Annotated in this window: 17 protein-coding genes; 8 read left to right on the forward strand and 9 right to left on the reverse strand. The window is 41.4% G+C overall.

Going from position 1 to position 14,435, the window contains the following annotated elements; genetic code table 11:
* Positions 1 to 245: 245 nt before the first annotated feature.
* The 3 genes from trxA to FTU03_RS10570 all read left to right on the forward strand — a co-directional run bounded on the left by trxA (position 246) and on the right by FTU03_RS10570 (position 2,853).
* Complete coding sequence (gene trxA, locus FTU03_RS10560; RefSeq protein ID WP_005233946.1) at positions 246 to 572, forward strand: thioredoxin; 327 nt, start codon at positions 246 to 248, stop codon at positions 570 to 572.
* A gap of 321 nt (positions 573 to 893) precedes the next feature.
* Positions 894 to 2,162: a transcription termination factor Rho gene (rho, locus tag FTU03_RS10565; protein ID WP_004783562.1), complete on the forward strand. Its 1,269-nt coding sequence runs from the start codon at positions 894 to 896 to the stop codon at positions 2,160 to 2,162.
* Positions 2,163 to 2,565: 403 nt separating this feature from the next.
* Positions 2,566 to 2,853, forward strand: coding sequence for a hypothetical protein (locus tag FTU03_RS10570; RefSeq protein ID WP_179992970.1), 288 nt, complete (start codon positions 2,566 to 2,568; stop codon positions 2,851 to 2,853).
* Between the two features lie 105 nt (positions 2,854 to 2,958).
* Here FTU03_RS10570 and FTU03_RS10575 read toward each other — a convergent pair whose 3' ends face one another.
* The 3 genes from FTU03_RS10575 to pheS all read right to left on the reverse strand — a co-directional run bounded on the left by FTU03_RS10575 (position 2,959) and on the right by pheS (position 6,788).
* Entirely contained in the window at positions 2,959 to 3,255 is a 297-nt protein-coding gene (locus FTU03_RS10575) for an integration host factor subunit alpha (RefSeq protein ID WP_004783565.1), read from the reverse strand.
* The gene (gene pheT, locus FTU03_RS10580; protein WP_179992971.1) at positions 3,252 to 5,633 is read right to left on the reverse strand and encodes a phenylalanine--tRNA ligase subunit beta; all 2,382 of its coding nucleotides are present in this window, start codon (positions 5,631 to 5,633) and stop codon (positions 3,252 to 3,254) included. The genes FTU03_RS10575 and pheT overlap by 4 nt, the downstream gene beginning before the upstream one ends.
* A gap of 174 nt (positions 5,634 to 5,807) precedes the next feature.
* On the reverse strand, positions 5,808 to 6,788 hold the full coding sequence (gene pheS / locus FTU03_RS10585) for a phenylalanine--tRNA ligase subunit alpha (protein WP_034703065.1): 981 nt from the start codon (positions 6,786 to 6,788) through the stop codon (positions 5,808 to 5,810).
* A gap of 159 nt (positions 6,789 to 6,947) precedes the next feature.
* Here pheS and FTU03_RS10590 point away from each other — a divergent pair, with 159 nt between their 5' ends.
* Positions 6,948 to 7,976: a hypothetical protein gene (locus tag FTU03_RS10590; RefSeq protein WP_179992972.1), complete on the forward strand. Its 1,029-nt coding sequence runs from the start codon at positions 6,948 to 6,950 to the stop codon at positions 7,974 to 7,976.
* A gap of 84 nt (positions 7,977 to 8,060) precedes the next feature.
* Here FTU03_RS10590 and rplT read toward each other — a convergent pair whose 3' ends face one another.
* Together rplT and rpmI are read right to left on the reverse strand one after the other, a co-directional pair.
* A complete protein-coding gene (gene rplT, locus FTU03_RS10595) occupies positions 8,061 to 8,420 on the reverse strand; it encodes a 50S ribosomal protein L20 (protein WP_004647525.1) in 360 nt (119 codons plus the stop codon).
* Positions 8,421 to 8,431: 11 nt separating this feature from the next.
* Positions 8,432 to 8,626: a 50S ribosomal protein L35 gene (gene rpmI / locus FTU03_RS10600; protein ID WP_004278281.1), complete on the reverse strand. Its 195-nt coding sequence runs from the start codon at positions 8,624 to 8,626 to the stop codon at positions 8,432 to 8,434.
* Between the two features lie 230 nt (positions 8,627 to 8,856).
* Between rpmI and FTU03_RS10605 the strand changes: the two genes are divergently transcribed.
* A complete protein-coding gene (locus FTU03_RS10605; RefSeq protein WP_179992973.1) occupies positions 8,857 to 10,110 on the forward strand; it encodes an MFS transporter in 1,254 nt (417 codons plus the stop codon).
* A 91-nt stretch (positions 10,111 to 10,201) separates the two neighbouring features.
* On the opposite strand, the gene FTU03_RS10610 is transcribed toward FTU03_RS10605, so the two are convergent.
* The 3 genes from FTU03_RS10610 to FTU03_RS10620 form a co-directional block, all read right to left on the reverse strand.
* Positions 10,202 to 10,624 (reverse strand): YqaA family protein, encoded by a 423-nt coding sequence (locus tag FTU03_RS10610; RefSeq protein WP_034170828.1) that lies wholly within the window; start codon positions 10,622 to 10,624, stop codon positions 10,202 to 10,204.
* Between the two features lie 7 nt (positions 10,625 to 10,631).
* Positions 10,632 to 10,922, reverse strand: a complete 291-nt coding sequence (locus FTU03_RS10615; RefSeq protein WP_159123055.1) for a hypothetical protein — start codon at positions 10,920 to 10,922, stop codon at positions 10,632 to 10,634.
* 72 nt (positions 10,923 to 10,994) lie between these two features.
* On the reverse strand, positions 10,995 to 11,615 hold the full coding sequence (locus tag FTU03_RS10620) for a glutathione S-transferase N-terminal domain-containing protein (protein ID WP_004783581.1): 621 nt from the start codon (positions 11,613 to 11,615) through the stop codon (positions 10,995 to 10,997).
* A 310-nt stretch (positions 11,616 to 11,925) separates the two neighbouring features.
* On the opposite strand from FTU03_RS10620, the gene FTU03_RS10625 reads away from it, so the two are divergent.
* The 3 genes from FTU03_RS10625 to FTU03_RS10635 all read left to right on the forward strand — a co-directional run bounded on the left by FTU03_RS10625 (position 11,926) and on the right by FTU03_RS10635 (position 13,822).
* Positions 11,926 to 12,390: an Hsp20 family protein gene (locus FTU03_RS10625; RefSeq protein WP_004783582.1), complete on the forward strand. Its 465-nt coding sequence runs from the start codon at positions 11,926 to 11,928 to the stop codon at positions 12,388 to 12,390.
* A 99-nt stretch (positions 12,391 to 12,489) separates the two neighbouring features.
* Positions 12,490 to 13,041, forward strand: coding sequence for a hypothetical protein (locus FTU03_RS10630; RefSeq protein ID WP_179992974.1), 552 nt, complete (start codon positions 12,490 to 12,492; stop codon positions 13,039 to 13,041).
* A gap of 208 nt (positions 13,042 to 13,249) precedes the next feature.
* Positions 13,250 to 13,822, forward strand: coding sequence for a hypothetical protein (locus FTU03_RS10635; protein ID WP_179992975.1), 573 nt, complete (start codon positions 13,250 to 13,252; stop codon positions 13,820 to 13,822).
* A gap of 56 nt (positions 13,823 to 13,878) precedes the next feature.
* On the opposite strand, the gene infC is transcribed toward FTU03_RS10635, so the two are convergent.
* Complete coding sequence (infC, locus tag FTU03_RS10640) at positions 13,879 to 14,430, reverse strand: translation initiation factor IF-3 (RefSeq protein ID WP_081400954.1); 552 nt, start codon at positions 14,428 to 14,430, stop codon at positions 13,879 to 13,881.
* Positions 14,431 to 14,435 lie beyond the last annotated feature (5 nt).

The raw sequence follows: 14,435 nt of genomic DNA on the forward strand, positions 1-14,435 counted from the left end.
TTAAGAATTGTGCTTAGAGTAATTCACAACCATGCAATTTAAAAGCCATTTGTCAGGACAATTTCGCGTAATTATTTTTTTCATTTATAGGACAATTGTATGAGGCGATGGTGACTATCGTGATCATCCATTAGACAAAACAACATTAAAGCTTGAAAATTTACAGATTCCTCTACATTGTTAAAGATGGCTATGTAATACTAATAATTATAGTTATCTTTATAAAATTAATTCTGGAGCACTCCATGTCTGGCAACATCGTAAACACTACTGACGCAAACTTCGAAGCAGACGTTCTTCAATCAGACGTTCCTGTACTGGTTGATTTCTGGGCTGGCTGGTGTGCGCCATGTAAAGCTATTGCCCCTGTACTTGAAGTATTGGCTGATGAATATCAAGGCAAAGTGAAAATTGTCAAAGTTGACGTAACATCTTGCGAACAAACTGCTGTGAATTTCAATATCCGCAACATTCCAGCTTTATTGATGTTTAAAAATGGTGAAGTCGTAGCGACTCAAGTCGGTGCAGCACCAAAATCTAAATTGACTGCATTTATTGATCAAAACATCTAAGCATAAAATGCTATAGTAAAAATACGCGACCAAAGGTTGCGTATTTTTTTCGTCTATAAATTGACAAAAACCTGTTTCTCTCTTATATTTCAACTTCAAGAGATAAAGGATGCTAAATCCTGTCAGTTTCTTACAAGACACATTACATAACATGCCGCTCGGCAATAGAAATTGTTTTCACATTTCTCTTTGAAACAATCAAACAGACCTCTGAATTGTTCTTGTGCAAATTCAATTGCTTTCGTTTGAATGCTTATATGCGGCCGAATGTTACTCCCTTTCTAACCTATACCTTAGAACTTTGATTCTATCTGACCACCTATGAATTTAACCGAACTCAAGAAAAAACCGATTGGCGAACTCATCAAGATTGCCGAGTTTATGGGCCTTGAAGGTATGGCTCGTAACCGTAAGCAAGACATTATTTTTGCCATCTTAAAACGCCATGCGATGAATGGTGAAGAGATTTTTGGTGATGGCGTTCTAGAAATTTTGTCAGATGGTTTTGGCTTCTTACGCTCTGCAGCAGGCTCTTATTTGGCAGGTCCTGACGATATCTATGTCAGCCCATCACAAATTCGCCGCTTTAACCTGCGTACCGGTGACACCATTACGGGAACCATTCGTCCGCCTAAAGAAGGTGAGCGTTATTTTGCTTTGCTGAAAGTCAATCAGATTAACTACGATACCCCGGAAAATTCACGTAACAAGATCTTGTTCGAAAACTTAACTCCATTGTTCCCTACTGAACAATTAGTGATGGAACTTGGTAATGGTACGACTGAAGATTTAACTGCACGTGTCGTCGATCTGGTGGCACCAATTGGTAAAGGTCAACGTTCAATTATCGTTGCACCACCGAAAGCTGGTAAAACCATGCTATTACAGAACATCGCGCAATCGATTGTTCGTAATAACCCTGAATGTTTCCTGATTGTCCTTCTGATTGATGAACGTCCTGAAGAAGTCACCGAAATGGAACGTACCGTTCGCGGTGAAGTGGTCGCTTCTACCTTTGATGAATCACCTGCCCGTCACGTTCAAGTGGCTGAGATGGTGATTGAAAAAGCCAAACGTTTAGTTGAACACAAGAAAGATGTGGTGATTCTGCTGGATTCGATTACCCGTCTGGCACGTGCATATAACACTGTGATTCCTTCATCAGGTAAGGTATTAACTGGTGGTGTAGATGCACATGCACTTGAACGTCCAAAACGTTTCTTCGGTGCGGCACGTAATATCGAAGAAGGCGGTTCTCTTACTATCATTTCTACTGCACTGATTGAAACCGGCAGTAAAATGGATGAAGTCATTTACGAAGAATTCAAAGGTACAGGTAACCAGGAAATCACGCTAGATCGCCGTATTGCGGAAAAACGCGTCTTCCCTGCGATGAATATTAAGAAATCCGGTACGCGTCGTGAAGAACGTTTAATGTCCGAAGACAAACTTCGTAAAGTCTGGATTCTACGTAAACTTCTGCATACCCAAGATGAACTGGTCGCGATGGAATTCTTGCTTGACCGCATGAAAGAAACCAAGACCAATGATGATTTCTTTGATCAAATGAAACGCAAAGCATCGAACTAAAATTATCGGAAAGGTCACCATTCAAGGTGGCCTTTTTTTATGGTTGACGCATGTTACACAATGAAACAATGTAATGAGATATCTGTAAACTTATTTTTAAGTTTTTGATTATTAAAATAAACAAATAAATAACTGTATAATTTTTATAAGCTTAATAAGCCTTTCTCCAATCTATATCTTTCAATTAATTGTTATTTTCTGTTAAAAAACCCTTAATTTTTATCGTTTTTTCGCTGTTTTTGATGCTCCCCTAGTAGCAATTAAAAATGCGCAGTGATAGCATATTTGCAGACCAGTTAGACTGCTCCTGCGTTGTTAGTCCCTAACACTATTAGGAATAATAAAAGCATATTACAGCCTGACTTTGGTTTTTTTTAATCTCAATTTTTTAGAGAGTGATGCCATGTTATTCAAAAAAATCGCTATTGCTGCTGCAGTTGCTACTACTTTAGCTTTCGTTGGTTGTGCTAAAAAAGCTGACGACGCTGCTGCTGACGCTAACCAAGCTGCATCTGAAGCTGTAGAAGCTGCTTCTGAAGCTGAAGCTGCTGCTGACGCTGCTGCTGTAGAAGCTACTTCTGAAGTTGCTGCTTCTGACGCTGCTGCTGTTGCTGAAGCTGATGCTGCTGCTGCTGTTGCTACTGACGCTGCTGCTCAAGCTACTGCTGCTTCTGAAGCTGCTGCTCAATAATCTTTACGATTATTCAGTACAAAAAAAGAGAGCCTTTGGCTCTCTTTTTTTGTTTAGAAATATAAAAGATTAAAAAAATAAAATTTTTAAATGAAAAAAAGCAGATCAATTGATCTGCTCATTCCCCACACGTTGACGGAACTTCTGCCCCGCGCGGAACGTAACAACACGGCGTGCAGAAATCGGAATCTCTTCACCCGTCTTCGGATTACGGCCTGGACGTTGGCGCTTATCACGTAACTCAAAGTTACCGAAACCCGATAATTTTACTTGTTCGCCCGAGATTAGCGCTTGGCTAATCTCATCGAAAAACAACTCGACCATTTGTTTAGCTTCACGACGGTTTAAACTCGTGAGCTCACTTAAATGATCAGCCATTTCTGCTTTTGTTAATGCTGTCATGAAGCCCTCAATGTCGCTTGGTAAGTGTTTTCCAACACCTGAAGGATATTATCCATACCTGATTTAATTTCAGCATCTTCCAGTGTACGGCTTGGATGCTGCCAGAGAAGTGCAAATGCCAGTGAGCGTTTCCCTTCTTCTACTCCTTGTCCAGTGTACACATCGAACAACCATGTCGAGCCTAGAAGCTCTCCACCTGTTTTTTCGATAAGTCCCTGAATTTCGCTAACATTAATCTTATCACTAATTAAAAGCGCAATATCACGTCGAACCGATGGAAAACGTGATAATTCTGTAAAATTAGATACATAAGTTTGCAAAACAGCCGATTGATCTAATTCAGCGACCCAAGTCGTCGCCAAATCGAGCTCATCTTCCAGCGACGGATGTAAACGACCTAAGTAGCCAATTGACTGACCATTCACTAGAATTTCAGCAGATTGACCAGGATGTAACCAGCTACGTTCAGAACGTACATATTCTACATTCAGACGCGCAGCTGCCAGAATTTCCTCAATATCACCTTTGAAGTCAAAGAAATCCATTGGCTGCGCTTTACCATGCCAAGTTTCAGGTGTACGTGAACCTGTGGCAATCAAGGCAAAAGTTGGAATCTGTTTTAGATCATGAATCGAAGCCGCATTCTGGTAATCAAAACGCAGACCGAGTTCGAAGAAACGTACACGGTTCTGCTGACGGTTGACATTGTACTGTACGCATGGAATCAGGCTAGACAGTAAAGTTGAACGCATCACTGCCAAATCGCTTGAAATTGGGTTCGCCAAAGCCAATGGATTCACCGCTGGATTCAGCTGTTTTTCCAGTTTCAGGTCAGCAAAACTGAAGCTGATCGCTTCCTGATAACCCAAGGTCACGGCTGTTTGACGAAGCTGAGTTAGTTCGAATTGATCTTCATATTTCGCCAATTTCACATCAATGACTGGTAAGCTGATTTGAATATTGTCATAACCGTGAATACGGGCAACTTCTTCAATCAGGTCTTGGTAAATTGCCATGTCATAACGGTGTGATGGAGGAACCACTGACCACTGACCTTTAGCTTTTACAGTGACGCTGCAGCCTAAACGCGTTAAAGCATCTGTAATGAAATCTGATTCAACTGTATAACCTAATAGTTGATCGACTTGCGCTTGTTCTAGCTCAATCGCTTCACGCTTTGGTAATAGCTCTGGTTTTTCAGCTACAATGATTGGACCAAACTCACCGCCTGCAAGCTCAGCAATCAACTGAGATGCACGATGCATTGCAATCATAGGCAATTCGAAATCGACACCACGTTCATAACGTTGAGATGCATCAGTATGCAGACCGAAACGACGGGCACGGCCAGCAATATGCAATGGCGCGAAGAATGCTGATTCTAGGAAGATTTCAGTAGTTTCATCAGTTACCGATGAAGACAAGCCCCCCATAATCCCTGCAATCGCTAATGCTTTTTCATCATCTGCGATTACCATCACATCATCTTGCAGTTCAACTTCCTGTTCATTTAATAGAACCAGTTTTTCACCTGCAGTCGCTTGACGTACATGTACTGAACCTTGAACCTTGCCACCATCAAAGGCATGCAGAGGTTGACCCAGTTCCATCAATACATAGTTGGTGATGTCGACCAGAATACTGTGCTGACGGATACCGGCACGTACTAAAGCTCGTTCCATCCACTCAGGGGTTGGTGCTTTGGTATTGACGTTTTTGATCACACGACCGAGGTAACGTGCACAACCTTCAGTTTCAACAACGACTTTCTTCTCATCTGCAAGAGTTGCTGCAACTTCTTTAATTTCAGGTGCAGTGACAGGCAATTGGTTAATTACACCAATTTCACGTGCGATCCCGCGAATACTGAAACAGTCACCACGGTTCGGAGTGATGCTGATATCAATCACGTTGTCATCAAGGTCTAAATATTCACGAACATTGACACCGACTGGTGCATCTGCAGGAAGCTCTAATAGACCATCAATTTTGTCTTCAAGATCGATTTCTGAAGCGCCGCATAACATACCTTGTGATTCAACACCACGCAGTTTGCCTTTCTTGATTTTAAAATCGCCTGGCAGAACTGCACCGATGGTCGCAACAGGCGCTTTCATACCGGCACGTACGTTAGGTGCACCACACACGATTTGCAAAGGCTCACCTGAACCAATGTTCACAGTCGTTACACGTAAGCGATCTGCATCAGGATGCTGTTCGACAGTCAGGACTTCACCCACAACCACACCTGTGAAGGGGTTTGCGGCTGGAGACAAATCATCTACTTCCAAGCCCAGCATAGTCAGTTGGTCAGACAGTTTTTCGCTATCGATGGCTGGGTTAACCCATGTGCGCAGCCAATTTTCGCTAATTTTCATACATTCATTTCCTTAATCTCCCCTAGCCCCTCTTTTTCAAAGAGGGGAAATCCCACACCCTATCTTGTTTCGTGTAAGTCCCCCTTTTACAAAGGGGGATTTAGGGGGATTTTTAAATCTAAAAATTAATATGTTTTAGCCACTCAACTTTATAAGAAGAGGCTATCAAATCTCTTAAGCAAACTGGCGTAAGAAACGCACATCGTTTTGATAGAACATACGCAGGTCATTAATGCCATAACGCAACATTGCAAAACGTTCTACACCTAAACCAAATGCAAAGCCTTTGTATTTGTCTGGATCAATACCCGCAGCGCGAAGTACATTCGGATGCACCATACCGCAACCCAAAACTTCTAACCATTTGCCGCGCTCATCCATAATATCCACTTCAGCACTTGGCTCAGTGAACGGGAAATAAGACGGACGGAAACGCACTTTCAAATCTTTTTCGAAGAATTCGTTTAGCAGGTTTACCAATAATCCTTTCAGTTCAGCGAAGCTGGTATTTTCAGCAACGTATAAGCCTTCGATCTGATGGAACATTGGTGAATGTGTCTGGTCAGAGTCACAACGGTATACACGGCCTGGGCACACGATACGAATTGGTGGCTGCTGGGTTTCCATGGTACGAATCTGTACGCCCGAAGTATGGGTACGTAGCAGATGGTTCACATCAAAGTAGAAAGTGTCGTGCATGGCACGTGCAGGGTGATGGCCTGGAATATTCAATGCTTCGAAGTTGTGATAGTCATCTTCAACTTCTGGACCAGTCGCTACTGTAAACCCTGCTTTGGTAAAGAATTGACAGATACGTTCTTGTACTTGGGTCACTGGGTGGATGCTGCCCACCTGTTGGCCACGACCGGGCAAGGTAATATCAATTGTTTCACTAGCAAGCTTTTGTTCTAGTGCAGCTTTTTGCAGTTCAGCCTGACGTTGTGTCAAAGCACTTGTGATGGCTTCACGAACTGCATGAATTTGTGCCCCAAACGCTTTACGTTGTTCAGGATCCATTTTCCCCAGCGACTTAGATTGTTCCGCGAGCTGGCTTTTTTTCCCCGTAAATTGCACTCGTACTTGATCAAGTGCAGCAAGGTCTTGAGCTGCTGCAATCGCAGCGAGCGCTTCAGTGGTCAGGGCTTCCAGTGACATAGTAACTCTCAAAGCAACAGGTTAGAAATATTTTTAAAAACCCCATATTCTAACAGTTTTTAGGCGAGTTGATGAAGTGCGCTTTTAATGAAAATTAGATTGGCATAGCGAAAAATAAAAAGTATAAAATAAGCAGGATATCAATTAGATCAAATCACTATGGCACTCGATCAAATTTGGAAACAGCAACTGACCCTCGTCACTTATGGCAATGAGTTTTTAACTCAGGATCTCAGTTTCAGCCGCTGGCTGAATCACTCCATTTTTAATCAGCACCATTTAACTTTCCGTGATCTGATTTCCCAGCATTTACTGGCACAGCACTTTCAAATCTGGCTAGAAGGACTGAAAAAACAAGGGGTTCGTCGTATTAGTCTGCATTCTTCACATTTACTGGAAGATGAAAATAACCCTAATGCCAATGTCGAACTGGTTCCTTTGGCTCATGTGATTATCAGTCATCATGCTCAAGGTAAAACCGCCTGGATGATCGGTAAGGAACTGGCTGAATGGTATACCGCTGATAATGATTATGAAGCACCGGAAGCCCAACAGTCGCCTTTACGTCATGAAGTATTCTGGCGTTATGAACTGAATAATAAACTGGCCAAAAGAATTGATGCTGATCTGGTACAACCAAACTGGGATGATATTCATACCTATACCGAACAGGAATTATTTGAACATCATTTAGCTCAAGGATTCACTGAGCCTGCTTATACTGGTTTGCCTTATTACGGTACTACCCCAACGATTCAGTCTCATGCAGAAAATCCGAGTCATCTTGCTTTAATACCAACGGATTATTCATCTGATTATGCTCATCAGACCTTGTACCGTCTGGATGCATTAAGTGATTTTATTCAGACGAAGATTCAACACCCTTATAACGATGATGGTCAGGTACTGAATCCAGAGCAGCAATTAAATCTGCGCCACTTTGCACAAAAAATCGATGAAATCAGTGCCAAGTTCATTGTGAAAGTGGCCAATCATTATAAAACCGCACAACTCACTCCTAAAGTGACGCCTGATCCTTTTGCAGGGATGAATACTGAAGATCGCGCGGTCAAAGTTTCTAAAGCACATAAGCCCCATGACGCAGCTAAATCCAATTCAGGCAATGTGATTACCCTGATTATTATTACGGTGATTATCTGTTTGATTGGATATTATTTTGGGCTTTAAAGACTGATTTGAACGTCAAAAAATAAAAAAGACAGAGATAAAAAAAGACCGCTAAAAGCGGTCTTTTTTCTAAGTCATAAAGACTTATGCAGCCAACGCATCTTTAGCTTTAGAAGCTAGAGCTGCAAACGCAACTGCGTCATGCATAGCGATGTCAGCAAGTACGCGACGGTCGATGATAACCTGAGCTTTTTTCAAGCCAGCGATCATACGGCTGTACGATAAACCGTTTTGACGTGCACCAGCGTTGATACGCGCAATCCATAGAGCACGGAATTGACGTTTCTTCTGACGACGGTCACGGTAAGCGTATTGACCAGCTTTGATTACCGCTTGGAACGCTACGCGGTAAACGCGTGAACGAGCACCATAGTAACCTTTAGCGCGAGCAAGAATTTTTTTGTGACGGCGATGAGCCTGTACACCACGTTTTACACGAGCCATTTATAATCTCCTTAGATGTACGGGCACATACGACGAACTGAAGCAACGTCACTTACGTGAACCATTACACAGCCGCGCAATTGACGAATACGCTTAGCAGATTTTTTGGTCAAAATGTGGCGTTTGAACGCTTGTTTACGCTTAAAACCGTTAGCAGTCGCTTTGAAGCGTTTAGCTGCACCACGGCGAGTTTTCATCTTAGGCATAACAACCTCTTTTGAACACCTGTTCGGCACGTCTGCACCATTGCAAGAACGCCCTGCAGGTAAGGGAGCCGATATTCTAATGCATCTTTGCTTAAAACAAAAGCACTAGTCTTTTTTTCTTGATGAATCTGCAAACTTAGCATTTTTTACGATAAGAATTGAATGATGAATTTATATACTGCTTGCGATATCACTTTATAATTTGTCAATTTTTTCAGTTACAGCTCTTTATGCACATTCAGCCCGATGCATTTGCCGCACTCCGTTATCGAGACTTTTCTATTGTTACCTTAAATCAGTTTTGCCTGACTTTAGCCATTCTGATTCAGGAAATTATTGTTGCCTATTCACTATATCAGATTACCAAAGACCCGCTGACCTTAGGACTGATTGGTCTGGCAGAGGCGATTCCATTTATTTCCCTTTCTTTATGGGGTGGATATGTTGCGGATCGTTTTAATAAGCAGACTATTATGAAAATCTGTTTATTTTTTGCCATTCCGATGCCTGTCATTCTCTGGTCACTGTTTCATTATCACGGTTTGGGAAACCTCAGCACCAGTCAATTATCTTGGGGAATTTATGCCGTCATTTTCTGTCTGGGTACCATTCGTGGCTTTTATAATCCTTCAGCAACTTCACTAAAACCCTTTCTGATTCCACGTGCACTCTATGCCAATGGTGCAACTTGGACCACAATTGGCTGGCAAAGTGGTGTAATTATCGGGCCGATGCTCGGTGGTTTTATGCTGGCGTTTTTAGGTCGGGAAACCAGTCTTCTAACTGTCGCAGTACTGGTCAGCATCTGTTTTGTTCTGATTAACTTATTGCAAAAGCGCGATTTTCCTAAAATTGAAACTGAAAATGTCCTGCATAGTCTGGGCGATGGTTTCCGCTTCATCTGGAACAGTAAAATTGTACTGTGGTCAATTTCCCTAGATCTAGTTTCGGTGCTGTTTGGTGGGGTGATTGCCCTCTTACCGATTTTTGCCGAAGATATTCTAAAAGTTGGTCCAGAGGGTTTGGGTTATTTACGGGCTGCTCCTTCCATTGGTGCGCTGATAACCATGATTGTCCTGACCCGCTTTCCGCCTACGCAACATGCCTGGCGTAATATGCTGCTTGCAGTCGCAGGTTTCGGTGTCTTTACTTTACTATTTGCTTTCTCCAACTCGATGTGGCTATCTCTGTTTGCTCTTGCCATGACCGGGGCTTGTGACAGTATTTCAGTGGTGATTCGTCAGACGATTTTACAGATTTATCCACCCGATAATATGCGTGGCCGGGTTGCTGCAGTAAACGGCATGTTTGTCTCGTCTAGTAATGAACTGGGTGCTTTTGAGTCTGGTCTGGCTGCGAGATATATGGGTACGATTATGGCTACAGTGTTTGGTGGCAGCATGACCCTACTGGTGGTTGCCATCAGCTGGGCGAGAACCAAGGATCTGTTTGGAGTTGATATTACCAAAGGAAATGAAAAATAATTTTTAGTTCTGATGTGCAAAGGTTTTTCAATCAAGAAAATTCTGCGCACTAATGATGAATATAAATAAAAAGAGGCTTTATGCCTCTTTTTTAAAACATCGCATAAGCCCAATAGACAAACAGATAACGTCCAATTTTGGCAATACTGACTATCAAGATAAAACGGGTAAAATTTTCCTTAAGCAAACCGGCAATTAATGTAATTGGATCGCCAATAATCGGCACCCAGCTCAGCAATAATGACCAATAGCCGTATTTCTGATAGGTACTTTGAGCTTTAAGCATCTGCTGCTCAGAGACTGGAAACCATTTTTTATGCTTATATTGCTCAATCTTGAACCCCAGATACCAGTTCACACAGGAACCCAAGATATTTCCAGCACTTGCGATCATGATGAGCAAGGCCGCCGAATAGCTCCCTTGCCATAATAAACCCAGCAAAACCGCTTCCGACTGCAGCGGTAATAAAGTGGCTGCACCAAAAGCGGCAAGAAAGAGCAGAAACAGGGACATCCCGAGACTAACGGCTTAAACCCAGTTTTTTCTTGGCTTTAAGATATTCCCAATTCGCCCAGACTATAGCCATAACCATGACCAAAATACGTGACCATTGATATTTCTGGGTGATCGGCTCAAGAGCTGTATTTAAAATCTGACGATCTTTGGTATTCAAGGCACTGATCACCTGATCCACATGCACAATTTCAGCAACGAACAGCAGCAGACAAGCTGCGATACCGAAAATAATACTCCAGTAAATTCGAGGATTTGTTTCCACGATTTTAGTAAAGTTCAGGAAAAAATCTTTCATATACTCACCCAATAAAAAACCACCCAAAGGTGGTTTAATCTACTTTTATCTAGTTTAGCACAAAGGCCAGACTTATCTGACCTGTATTGCTAACGCTCTTTGCACCGCTGGACGCGCAGTCAGGCGTGTCACATATTCCTGTACTTCCGGATAATCTGCCAGATCAATTTGCTGCCATTCATGACGTAACACCCATGGCAAAATAGCCATATCCGCAATCGAATACTCACCGGCTACATATTTTTGACCAATCAGCTGTTTGTTCAGAACCCCGTATAGACGCTTGGTTTCATTGACATAGCGATCAGTGGCATACGGGATACGCTCAGGAGCAAAACGGCTAAAGTGATGATTCTGCCCCAGCATTGGACCCAAGCCACCCATTTGCCACATTAGCCATTGCTCAACTTCAACACGTTGCTGCTCATCATCCGGATAAAACAGGCCGGTTTTACGACCCAAATATTGCAGAATCGCGCCAGATTCAAAGACTGAAATCGGTTCACCACGCGGGCCATCCTGATCCACAATCGCAGGAATTTTGTTATTTGGAGAGATACGTAAAAAATCAGGTTGAAACTGGTCATTTTCCAGAATATTGATCGGGAAAATTTTATACTCCAAGCCCATTTCTTCTAATGCGATGGTAATTTTATGGCCATTGGGCGTTCCCCAATAATAGAGATCAATCATGTTATTACCTGTTACCTTTTCGTTTTTACATGACATTATTGAAATTTGATCTAGTTATAGCATGATTTAAAGCCTTACTTCCGCATATTTTGTTATAGATTCAGCAGTAAAATCGCTAAATTCAAAGCATTATTTTTAGCTCAAGATGGGTTCAAATATTTTTAAATCTTGAGGCTTGAAAAGCTTCGCCTCAATCCTATATTAGAAATAGAGCAATGATCTATTCAGGAGATTGTTTCTAATCACTGAGTTCATATTGAAGAATTGCATGTTGTTTAAAAAACTTTTCTGAGATCAGGAGGTAAGATCAATGAGCAATTTCAGTCTTAGCCCACTATTCCGTCGTAGTATCGGTTTTGACCGCTTTAATGACCTTTTTGATTATGCAATGCAAAGTGAGGCACCGAACTATCCACATTACAACATTGAAAAAACCGGCGACAACAATTACCGCATTGTGGTTTCTGCTGCCGGATTCAATGAAGACCAGCTAGAGATCAATCTGGAAAATCAGGTTCTGACCATTAGCGGTAAAGCGGTGGAAGAAAATTCAGATACGACTGTGGAATTCCTGCATAAAGGCATCGCCCACCGTTCATTCAAATTGTCTTTAAGACTGGATGAACATGTAGAGGTACAACAAGCTGAATTTGAAAATGGTTTATTGAAAATCGAATTGCAGCGCAATGTGCCAGAAGAAAAATTGCCTCGTCAGATTCCGATTGGCAAAAAGCTGTTAGCTGAAAAAAATGAATCTAACGAGCAGCAAAGCTGATCCTCAACGAAAAGAAAGGCCCGAACGGGTCTTTCTTTTTTAGGACAGAATCCTTAAGCTTGAAAGTGTTCAATTTTCACTCATTATAAAAATAATAATATGAGCACATCAGATATTATTCTGTTTCATCAAAGTGCCCAGACGATGAAACATATGGGACTTCTCCTTCTTTGCTATCCCATTGGGATTTTGATGACCTTATACCTTCATACTCCAGATCCTCCTTCCAGTTTTATTCGAGGATTGGTATTTTTATGGCAGGAGTCTCCAAGCTTTTATGGCTATATGCTGGGTTTCCTAATGCTATCGCTCTTGGTATATAGCATTAAACTAAAAATCACCTCGCGGACAATTTATTACACTTTGGCAGGTTACCGGATCAGCCTGTGTTTATATCGTGAAGCCGTCCATTATAGCTTTATCAATCCTCAATATGATTCACTTAAAGCTCGTACCAAACGCTGGCTAACCAGACTTCCCGCTCATCAAATTAATCAGCGGGATGGCACTCTCGATTTTATTCTTTGTCAGTCCAGTTGGCGCGACCGGCTCTGTTTAAGATTATTCCAGATTCATTTATCGATGTTTTCCCGTCAGCAAGCTAAAGAAATTATTCAGGCCATGCACAGTGCTTGGAATTTAAGATCATAAAAGATGACTCAAGATCTAATTTTAGCCCTACAATTTTCAATGGAAAGAAATTTCCTTGTCAGCTCCGATGAGTAAAAACTATTCGCTAAAAAATAAATAAAATGAGAAACAAACTTGATGACTAGCAATAAAAAATCTATTCGGGTCTTTCTTATTTCAAACACATCTTATACATTCAATTTATACAGTCAAAAAAATAAAAAAATGTATGAACGAACAAGAATTTAAAAGCGTCCATCCTATCTTTATTTTCCAATATACAGCTCTTGCATTTATTGCACCACCTTTAGGTATTGGACTGATCTTGTGGAGTATTGGGGCAGAAAATGGAAAATCATTTTTATATATTTTAAATGTACTTTGGGCAGAAGGTTCAAGTAGCTTTATCTATAGCTTAGCTTGCTTCCTATTCGCCTTCTTCGTATGGAATATCAGACTGACGATTACTCAATCTAAAATTTATTATAGTGTCTTTGGTTTACAAGTCAGTTTTGCTATTCAAAAACATGAAATTGCTTATAGCACCATTAACCCAGCCTATGATGCTCCCGGTACACTCATTATGCGTAAATTTAAAAAGTTTGATTCACCTGAATCTCTAGAAAAGTTCAACCAACGTTTTGGCACCGTGGAATTCGTCTTTATAAAAAAACAGCCTATCCATTGGCTAAAACATAAATTATGTTTGATTCGACTAATTTGTTATTCGAAAAAACAAGCTCAAAGCATTATTCAGACACTAGAGCAACATTGGCAACTCAAAGCTCATGAACATGAGTAAATTTCAACCCATAAAAAAAGCCCTGCAAATGCAGGGCTTTTTTCATCAAGAGATGCTTACTTTTTCTTTTTAGGACCAAGCAGCATACCCATTTGACGACCTTCCATTTTTGGTGCTTGTTCAACAACACCATATTCAACGACGTCTGCTTCAACTTTTTGCAGTTGAGCCAGACCCAGTTGCTGGTGAGCCATTTCACGACCACGGAAACGCAGGGTAATTTTAACCTTGTTTCCTTCTTCAAGGAATTTGATGATTGCACGTAATTTTACGTTGTAATCACCTACATCTGTCGCAGGACGTAGCTTGATTTCTTTCACCTGGACTTGATGTTGTTTTTTCTTCGCTTCTTTCTGCTTTTGTTTCAGATCAAACAAATGCTTATTGAAGTCCATGATTTTGCAAACAGGTGGCTCAGCATTGGCTACGATCTCAACAAGATCAAGCTCAACATTTTCTGCTGCGCGCAATGCTTCCGCAAGGCTTACAATACCTTTTTGCTCACCATTTTCGTCTACAAGACGAACTTCTTTAGCACGAATTTCATCATTCAAGGCAGGACGGTTTGATTTATTACCGCCCTGTTGATTACGGTCAGGCTGTTTAATCGCTG

Origin of the sequence: Acinetobacter sp. YH12046 (assembly GCF_013419905.1) — a bacterium.
Classification (GTDB): domain Bacteria; phylum Pseudomonadota; class Gammaproteobacteria; order Pseudomonadales; family Moraxellaceae; genus Acinetobacter.

Coding starts and splice junctions, on each gene's coding strand:
- trxA (WP_005233946.1), top strand. CDS start 246: ATGTCTGGCAACATCGTAAACACTACTGACGCAAACTTCGAAGCAGAC.
- rho (WP_004783562.1), top strand. CDS start 894: ATGAATTTAACCGAACTCAAGAAAAAACCGATTGGCGAACTCATCAAG.
- FTU03_RS10570 (WP_179992970.1), top strand. CDS start 2,566: ATGTTATTCAAAAAAATCGCTATTGCTGCTGCAGTTGCTACTACTTTA.
- FTU03_RS10575 (WP_004783565.1), bottom strand. CDS start 3,255: ATGACAGCATTAACAAAAGCAGAAATGGCTGATCATTTAAGTGAGCTC.
- pheT (WP_179992971.1), bottom strand. CDS start 5,633: ATGAAAATTAGCGAAAATTGGCTGCGCACATGGGTTAACCCAGCCATC.
- pheS (WP_034703065.1), bottom strand. CDS start 6,788: ATGTCACTGGAAGCCCTGACCACTGAAGCGCTCGCTGCGATTGCAGCA.
- FTU03_RS10590 (WP_179992972.1), top strand. CDS start 6,948: ATGGCACTCGATCAAATTTGGAAACAGCAACTGACCCTCGTCACTTAT.
- rplT (WP_004647525.1), bottom strand. CDS start 8,420: ATGGCTCGTGTAAAACGTGGTGTACAGGCTCATCGCCGTCACAAAAAA.
- rpmI (WP_004278281.1), bottom strand. CDS start 8,626: ATGCCTAAGATGAAAACTCGCCGTGGTGCAGCTAAACGCTTCAAAGCG.
- FTU03_RS10605 (WP_179992973.1), top strand. CDS start 8,857: ATGCACATTCAGCCCGATGCATTTGCCGCACTCCGTTATCGAGACTTT.
- FTU03_RS10610 (WP_034170828.1), bottom strand. CDS start 10,624: ATGTCCCTGTTTCTGCTCTTTCTTGCCGCTTTTGGTGCAGCCACTTTA.
- FTU03_RS10615 (WP_159123055.1), bottom strand. CDS start 10,922: ATGAAAGATTTTTTCCTGAACTTTACTAAAATCGTGGAAACAAATCCT.
- FTU03_RS10620 (WP_004783581.1), bottom strand. CDS start 11,615: ATGATTGATCTCTATTATTGGGGAACGCCCAATGGCCATAAAATTACC.
- FTU03_RS10625 (WP_004783582.1), top strand. CDS start 11,926: ATGAGCAATTTCAGTCTTAGCCCACTATTCCGTCGTAGTATCGGTTTT.
- FTU03_RS10630 (WP_179992974.1), top strand. CDS start 12,490: ATGAGCACATCAGATATTATTCTGTTTCATCAAAGTGCCCAGACGATG.
- FTU03_RS10635 (WP_179992975.1), top strand. CDS start 13,250: ATGAACGAACAAGAATTTAAAAGCGTCCATCCTATCTTTATTTTCCAA.